We start from the raw sequence: 6,659 nt of genomic DNA, 5'->3' as shown, positions 1-6,659 counted from the left end.
CTGGCAGTGCATCAGGTGCTGTGACCTGTAGGGTGGGCAAAGCGTAGCGTGCCCACCATCACGCGCCGTGCACGCGAAGGTGGGCACGGCGCGAGAGCGCCTTTGCCCACCCTACAGATGCCCCAATTGCTGTAGTTTACTCCCATCGACCGGAAACATCCGGCGAACACAGGGAGGCGACGATGTTGAGAGCAGTTTTGCTTGGAAGTGCCGTATCGCTTGTGATGGCCATGCCCGCGCTGGCGCAGGACTGGACCAAATCCAAATGGGGCCCGAATGACGAGATCGGCGCCGCCAACTACATCACCCCCGAACGCGTCAAGGCCGCCGCCCAGCTGGTGAAGACCGGAAAGACCTATGCCCTCGGCATTCCCGTCGGCGCCGATACGCCGGCCTATCCGCCGCGGTCGGTGAAGGTCACCATCGTGCAGCCCGGCCAGGCCGGCAATCACGGCATCGGACCCAATCAGGCCACCTATAACGACGACATGATCACCGGCTGGGTCGGCGTCGGCAGCCAGATGGACGGGCTCGGCCATCTCGGTGTGGATCACGTCTATTACAACGGCAACAAGATCGCCGATTTCGGCGATGTCTCCGGTCTGAAGAAGCTCGGCATCGACAAGGTGCCGCCGCTGGTCGCCCGCGGCGTGATGCTCGACATGGCGGCCTACTACAAGACCGATGTGGTCAAGGAAGGCACGGCGTTCAACACCAAGGAGATCGAGGAAGCGGCCAAGGCGCAGGGCGTCGAGATCAGGGAAGGCGACGTGGTGCTGTTCCATACCGGCTGGCTCAGCCTGCTCGGCAAGGACGACAAGCGCTACAATGGCGGCGAGCCCGGGCTCGGCGTCGAGGGCGCGAAATATCTGACCAGCAAGGGCGTGGTCGCCGTCGGCGCCGATACCTGGGGCGTCGAGGTGCTGCCATTCGAGAAAGGCACCGTGTTCGAGGTGCATCAGATCCTGCTGGCGATGAATGGCACCTATATTCTGGAGAACATGGATACGGCCGAACTCGCCAAGGACAAGGGCTATGAGTTCATGTTCGTGCTCGGCCAGCCGCGCTTCAAGGGTGGCGTGCAGAGCATGATCAATCCGGTGGCGATCAGGTAGGTTAGCGCTCTTAGCCCGGATGGAGCGCAGCGTAATCCGGGGACAGCCGATCAATTGAAGTGCCGGTCCCCGGGTTACGCTGCGCTCTACCCGGGCTACCCCTCCCGGTTGACTCACGCCCAATCCGTTATAATCTATAATTATTCTTCTCTGTCCTTATTCGGTGCCGATGACCCAATCTGCTTCCCTGCTCCAGATCGAAACCCGCGGCCGGGTGCTGCTGGTGGGCCTCAATCGCCCGGCCAAGCGCAATGCGCTCAATGACGGCATCATCCTGGAGATCGAGCGCGCCTTTCAGGTGCTGCCCGCGGAGATCGGCGCCGTCGTCATCCACGGCATCGGCGGCCATTTCTCGGCCGGCCTCGATCTCTCCGAGCTGCAGGAGCGCGACGCCACCGCCGGCCTGATGCATTCCCGCATGTGGCACCGCGTGTTTGACCTGATCCAGCATGCCCGCGTGCCCGTCATCGCCGCGCTGCAAGGCGCGGTGATCGGCGGCGGGCTGGAGCTGGCCTGCTCCGCCCATATCCGCGTCGCAGATCCCTCGGCTTACTACGCGCTGCCCGAAGGCAGCCGCGGCATCTTTGTCGGCGGCGGCGCCTCGATGCGGCTGCCGCGGCTGATCGGCGTGCACCGGATGGCCGACATGATGCTCACCGGCCGCGTCTACAAGGCGGAGGAGGGCGTCACGCTCGGCTTCGCGCAATATCTCACCGAAGCCGACGGCGCGCTCACCAAGGCGCTCGAACTCGCCGAGCGCGTGGCACAGAATGCGCCGCTGACGAATTTCGCCGTGCTGCAGGCGCTGCCGCTGATCGCGGAGGCCAGCCCTCAGACAGGCTTGATGCTGGAATCGCTGATGGCGTCGGTGGCGCAGAGCGATCAGGAGGCGAAGAACCGCATCCGCGATTTTCTGGAGAAGAAAGTCGGCAAGGTGAAATCCGGCTAATTGTTAGTCGTCATTGCGAGGCGCCTCTTGGCGACGAAGCAATCCAGTCTTTCTTCACTTGGCTTTCTGGATTGCTTCGTCGCTACGCTCCTCGCAATGACGGAGCTATAACTAAAAGCAAAAAAATACGGGACGGAAGACACAGGGGACGGGACAGTCATGTCTGCAGTGGCAACAACGAGCGACCAGACGACAGCAGCAAAACATCCGCTTCGTCCGATCTCCTATGGCGATCCCGCCGTGCGCGTGGAGCGCCGCGACGACGGCACGATCTATCTCCGCCCGACCGCTGCGATCGGCGACTATCCCGCCCGCGTCACTGATTATCTGCATCATTGGGCTAGGGAAACGCCGGACCGCGTCTTCATGGGCGAGCGCGGCGAGGGCGGTGGCTGGCGCGAGATCACCTATGCTCACATGCTCGACGCCGCGCGCCGCATTGCATCCGCGCTGCTGGCGCGAAATCTGTCGCCGGATCGGCCGATCATGATCCTGTCCGGCAATTCCATCGATCACGCGCTGGTGGCCTTTGGTGCGCTCTATGCCGGCATTCCGTTCGCGCCGGTGTCGCCGGCCTATTCGCTGGTGTCGAAGGATTACGGCAAGCTGAAATATCTGATGGGGCTGCTGACCCCCGGCCTCGTCTTCGTCGACGACGGCGATGTGTTCGCCGACGCCATCCGCTTCAACGTCCCCGCCGATGTCGAGGTCGTGGTGTCACGCGGCACGCTGCCCGATCGACAGGCGACAAGACTGTCGGACCTGCTGACGACGGCCGAGGCCGCGGGTCTCGATGCGGCCCATCAGGCCATCGGCCCCGATACGATCGCGAAATTCCTGCTGACCTCCGGCTCCACCGGGAATCCGAAAGCGGTCATCAATACCCAGCGCATGATGTGCGCCAACCAGATCATGCTGCGCGACACGCTCGCTTTCCTGAAGGACGAGCCGCCGGTGATCATCGACTGGCTGCCGTGGAATCACACCTTTGGCGGCAATCACAATATCGGGCTGACGCTGTTCAATGGCGGTTCGATGTATCTCGACGAGGGCAAGCCGACGCCGGCCGGCATCGCCGAGACGATCCGCAATCTCCGCGAAATCTCTCCGACGGTCTATTTCAACGTTCCCAAGGGTTACGAGTCGCTGCTGCCCTATCTGCGCGAGGACGCTCAACTGCGTGAAAAGTTCTTTTCGCGGCTGCATGCGATGTTCTTCTCCGGCGCGGCGCTCTCCCCCTATGTCTGGGGCAGTCTCGATGAGCTGTCGGTGCAGACCACCGGCAAGCGCGTGCCGATGCTCACCGGCCTTGGCGCCACGGAGACCGCGCCGTTCTTCATGTGCGTGACGCCGCTCACCAGCCGTTCCGGCCATGTCGGCCTGCCCGTGCCGGGCAATGACGCAAAACTGGTGCCCAATAACGGCAAGATGGAAGTCCGCGCCAAGGGCCCGAATGTCACGCCGGGCTACTGGCGCCAGCCCGAACTCACCGCAAAGGCATTCGACGACGAGGGCTACTATATTTTTGGCGATGCATTGAAGGCGGTCGATCCCGACGATTTCGATGCCGGCTTCGATTTCGACGGCCGCATCTCTGAGGATTTCAAGCTCGGCAGCGGCACATGGGTCAGCGTCGGCCCGTTGCGCGCGCGTTTCGTCGGCACCTGTGCGCCCTTGGTGCGTGATGTCGTCATCGCCGGCATCAATCGTGATGAGCTTGCCGCACTGGTGGTGCTCGATCTCGACGGCTGCCGCGTCATCAATCCCGATCTGCCGCCGGGCGATCTTGCTGCCGCAGCGCATGATCCCGTTATTCGCGAAGCCTTTCGCGAGCGGCTTGCGCAGTTCATGGCAGGCGCCACCGGTTCGTCCACGCGCATCGCCAAAGCGGTTCTGCTCGATACGCCGCTGTCCATCGACAAGGGTGAGGTCACCGACAAGGGCTCGATCAACCAGCGCGCGGTGCTGGAGCATCGGGCGGCGCTGATCGCCGACATCTATGCCGGCAGCGAAGCGGCGAGGGTGATTGCCGTCTAGCCGTTAAGCCTGCGGCGAAGCGCCGGTGGGGTGGGCCTTTACCACTGCCTCCCCACTGACCTAAAGAAGGGGCTGAACGATCGGCCCAACTTTGATTTAGCTGACGATAACAAAAGAACCTTCAGGGAGAGACTAATGTCCAAGCATCACATGACGAGTCATTTCGCGATTGCGGCGGTCGCCGCGTCGCTGGCACTTGCCGCACCTGCTGCAGCGCAGGAAGTCACCGTCGGCCTGACCACCTCCACCACCGGCCCGGCCGCAGCCCTCGGAATCCCTGAGCGCAACGCGCTGGAATTCGTGCCGAAGGAAATCGGCGGTGTGAAGCTCAAGGTGATCGTGCTCGACGATGGCGGCGATCCCACCACGGCGACCACCAATGCCCGCCGTTTCGTGACAGAATCCAAGGCCGACATCATCATGGGCTCGGCGGTGACGCCGACCAGCATCGCGGTGTCCAACGTCGCCAATGAGGCCGGCATTCCGCATTTCGCCTTGTCGCCGCTGCCGATCACCCCGGAGCGCGCAAAGTGGTCGGTGGCCATGCCGCAGCCGGTGCCGATCGTCGGCAAGGTGATGTACGACCACATGAAGGCCAAGGGCATCAAGACCGTCGGCTATATCGGCTATTCCGACAGCTATGGTGATCTGTGGTTCAACGACCTTAAGACCCAGGCGGTGCCGATGGGCATCACGATCGCCGCGGAAGAGCGCTTCGCCCGTCCGGATACGTCGGTCACCGGCCAGGTTCTGAAGCTGATCGCCGCCAATCCCGATGCGATCCTGATCGGTGCCTCCGGCACCGCCGCGGCCCTCCCGCAGACCGAACTGCGCGACAAGGGCTACAAGGGCCTGATCTACCAGACCCATGGCGCCGCCTCGATGGACTTCATCCGCATCGCCGGCAAGGCTGCGGAAGGCGTGCTGATGGCGTCGGGTCCGGTGATGTATCCGGAAGGCCAGCCGGATTCCGCGCTGACCAAGAAGCCGGGCCTGGCGCTGAACGCTGCCTATGAAGCCAAGTATGGCCCGAACAGCCGCAGCCAGTTCGCCGGCCATTCCTATGATGCCTTCGAGGTGCTGAAGCGCATCATCCCGACCGCGCTGAAGACCGCAAAACCCGGCACCCCCGAATTCCGCGAGGCCGTCCGCCAGGCGCTCCTCACCGAGCGTGAGATCCCGGCGACCCAGGGCGTCTACAACTTCACCGAAAAGGACCGCTACGGCCTCGACGAGCGCTCGCGCATCCTGCTGACGGTGAAGGACGGGAAATACGTGCTGGCGCAGTAAGGGACGATCATCCTTCACTGGAAAAAACAAGGCCGCTCGAAAGAGCGGCCTTTCTGTTTTTGGTTCGCTCCGATTTTCACCTCTCCCCGGTGGGGAGAGGTGAAGCAAGAAGCAAAAAAGAAGACCGCCCTTTCGGGCGGCCTTCGATGTTTGGTGAGGCTGTCGAGCGCCGGGCTTAGAAGCCCATGCCACCCATACCGCCCATGCCACCCATTCCGCCGCCGCCGCCCGGCATCGCCGGGGCTGCTTCGCGCGGCAGCTCGGCAACCATGGCTTCGGTGGTCACGAGGAGACCGGCAACCGAGGCAGCGTCCTGCAGGGCGGTGCGCACGACCTTGGCCGGGTCGATGATGCCCTTGGCGACGAGGTCGACATAGACTTCGTTCTGGGCGTCGAAGCCGAAGGTCTCCGACTTCTCGTCGAGGATCTTGCCGACCACGATGGAGCCTTCCACACCGGCGTTCTCGGCGATCTGGCGCAGCGGCGCTTCGAGGGCCTTGAGGACGATGTTGATGCCGGCCTGCACGTCTGCGTTTGCATTCGTGATCTTGCCGACGGCCTTCTTGGCGCGGAGGAGGGCGGTGCCGCCGCCGGGGACGATGCCTTCCTGAACGGCCGCACGGGTCGCGTTCAGCGCGTCATCCACGCGGTCCTTCTTTTCCTTCACTTCGACTTCGGTCGCGCCGCCGACCTTGATGATGGCCACGCCACCAGCAAGCTTGGCCAGACGCTCCTGCAGCTTCTCGCGGTCGTAGTCCGAGGTGGTTTCCTCGATCTGCGCCTTGATCTGGCCGACGCGTGCCTCGATCGCCGGCTTCTTGCCAGCGCCGTTGACGATGGTGGTGTTTTCCTTGTCGATCACGACCTTCTTGGCGCGGCCGAGCATCGCCAGCGTGACGCTTTCCAGCTTCATGCCGAGATCTTCCGACACCAGCTGGCCGCCGGTGAGGATCGCGATGTCTTCCAGCATGGCCTTGCGGCGATCGCCGAAGCCCGGTGCCTTGACGGCTGCAACCTTGAGGCCGCCGCGCAGACGGTTGACGACGAGGGTGGCGAGGGCTTCGCCTTCCACGTCTTCCGAGATGATCACGAGCGGCTTGGTCGACTGCACCACGGCTTCGAGCACCGGAAGCATCGCCTGCAGGCTGGAGATCTTCTTCTCGACGAGGAGGATATAGGCATCCTCGAGCTCGGCGGTCATCTTCTCGGCATTGGTCACGAAGTAGGGGCTGAGGTAGCCGCGATCGAACTTCATGCCTTCGACGATG

At 63.2% G+C, this 6,659-nt stretch carries 5 protein-coding genes; 4 read left to right on the top strand and 1 reads right to left on the bottom strand.

Annotated elements, in window-relative coordinates; translation table 11 throughout:
- Positions 1-182: 182 nt before the first annotated feature.
- The 4 genes from ACIQ17_RS29295 to ACIQ17_RS29280 all read left to right on the top strand — a co-directional run bounded on the left by ACIQ17_RS29295 (position 183) and on the right by ACIQ17_RS29280 (position 5,391).
- Entirely contained in the window at positions 183-1,115 is a 933-nt protein-coding gene (locus ACIQ17_RS29295) for a cyclase family protein (RefSeq protein ID WP_398472943.1), read from the top strand.
- 169 nt (positions 1,116-1,284) lie between these two features.
- The gene (locus tag ACIQ17_RS29290) at positions 1,285-2,064 is read left to right on the top strand and encodes a crotonase/enoyl-CoA hydratase family protein (protein WP_398472942.1); all 780 of its coding nucleotides are present in this window, start codon (positions 1,285-1,287) and stop codon (positions 2,062-2,064) included.
- 159 nt (positions 2,065-2,223) lie between these two features.
- Positions 2,224-4,101 (top strand): feruloyl-CoA synthase, encoded by a 1,878-nt coding sequence (locus ACIQ17_RS29285; protein ID WP_398472941.1) that lies wholly within the window; start codon positions 2,224-2,226, stop codon positions 4,099-4,101.
- A 150-nt stretch (positions 4,102-4,251) separates the two neighbouring features.
- A complete protein-coding gene (locus ACIQ17_RS29280; protein WP_398472944.1) occupies positions 4,252-5,391 on the top strand; it encodes an ABC transporter substrate-binding protein in 1,140 nt (379 codons plus the stop codon).
- Positions 5,392-5,566: 175 nt separating this feature from the next.
- Here the strand turns inward: ACIQ17_RS29280 and groEL are convergent.
- Positions 5,567-6,659, bottom strand: a 1,093-nt coding sequence (gene groEL / locus ACIQ17_RS29275; protein ID WP_398472940.1) for a chaperonin GroEL, incomplete at its 5' end; no start/stop codon positions are given.

It is taken from the genome of Tardiphaga sp. (assembly GCF_044340795.1).
Lineage (GTDB): Bacteria > Pseudomonadota > Alphaproteobacteria > Rhizobiales > Xanthobacteraceae > Tardiphaga.
The sequence above is the reverse complement of the archived record's forward strand: the minus strand, read 5'-3'. Positions and strand labels throughout refer to the sequence as shown.

What these genes read in the sequence shown, in the direction of transcription:
- ACIQ17_RS29295 (WP_398472943.1), top strand. Translation starts at nt 183, where the DNA reads ATGTTGAGAGCAGTTTTGCTTGGAAGTGCCGTATCGCTTGTGATGGCC.
- ACIQ17_RS29290 (WP_398472942.1), top strand. Translation starts at nt 1,285, where the DNA reads ATGACCCAATCTGCTTCCCTGCTCCAGATCGAAACCCGCGGCCGGGTG.
- ACIQ17_RS29285 (WP_398472941.1), top strand. Translation starts at nt 2,224, where the DNA reads ATGTCTGCAGTGGCAACAACGAGCGACCAGACGACAGCAGCAAAACAT.
- ACIQ17_RS29280 (WP_398472944.1), top strand. Translation starts at nt 4,252, where the DNA reads ATGACGAGTCATTTCGCGATTGCGGCGGTCGCCGCGTCGCTGGCACTT.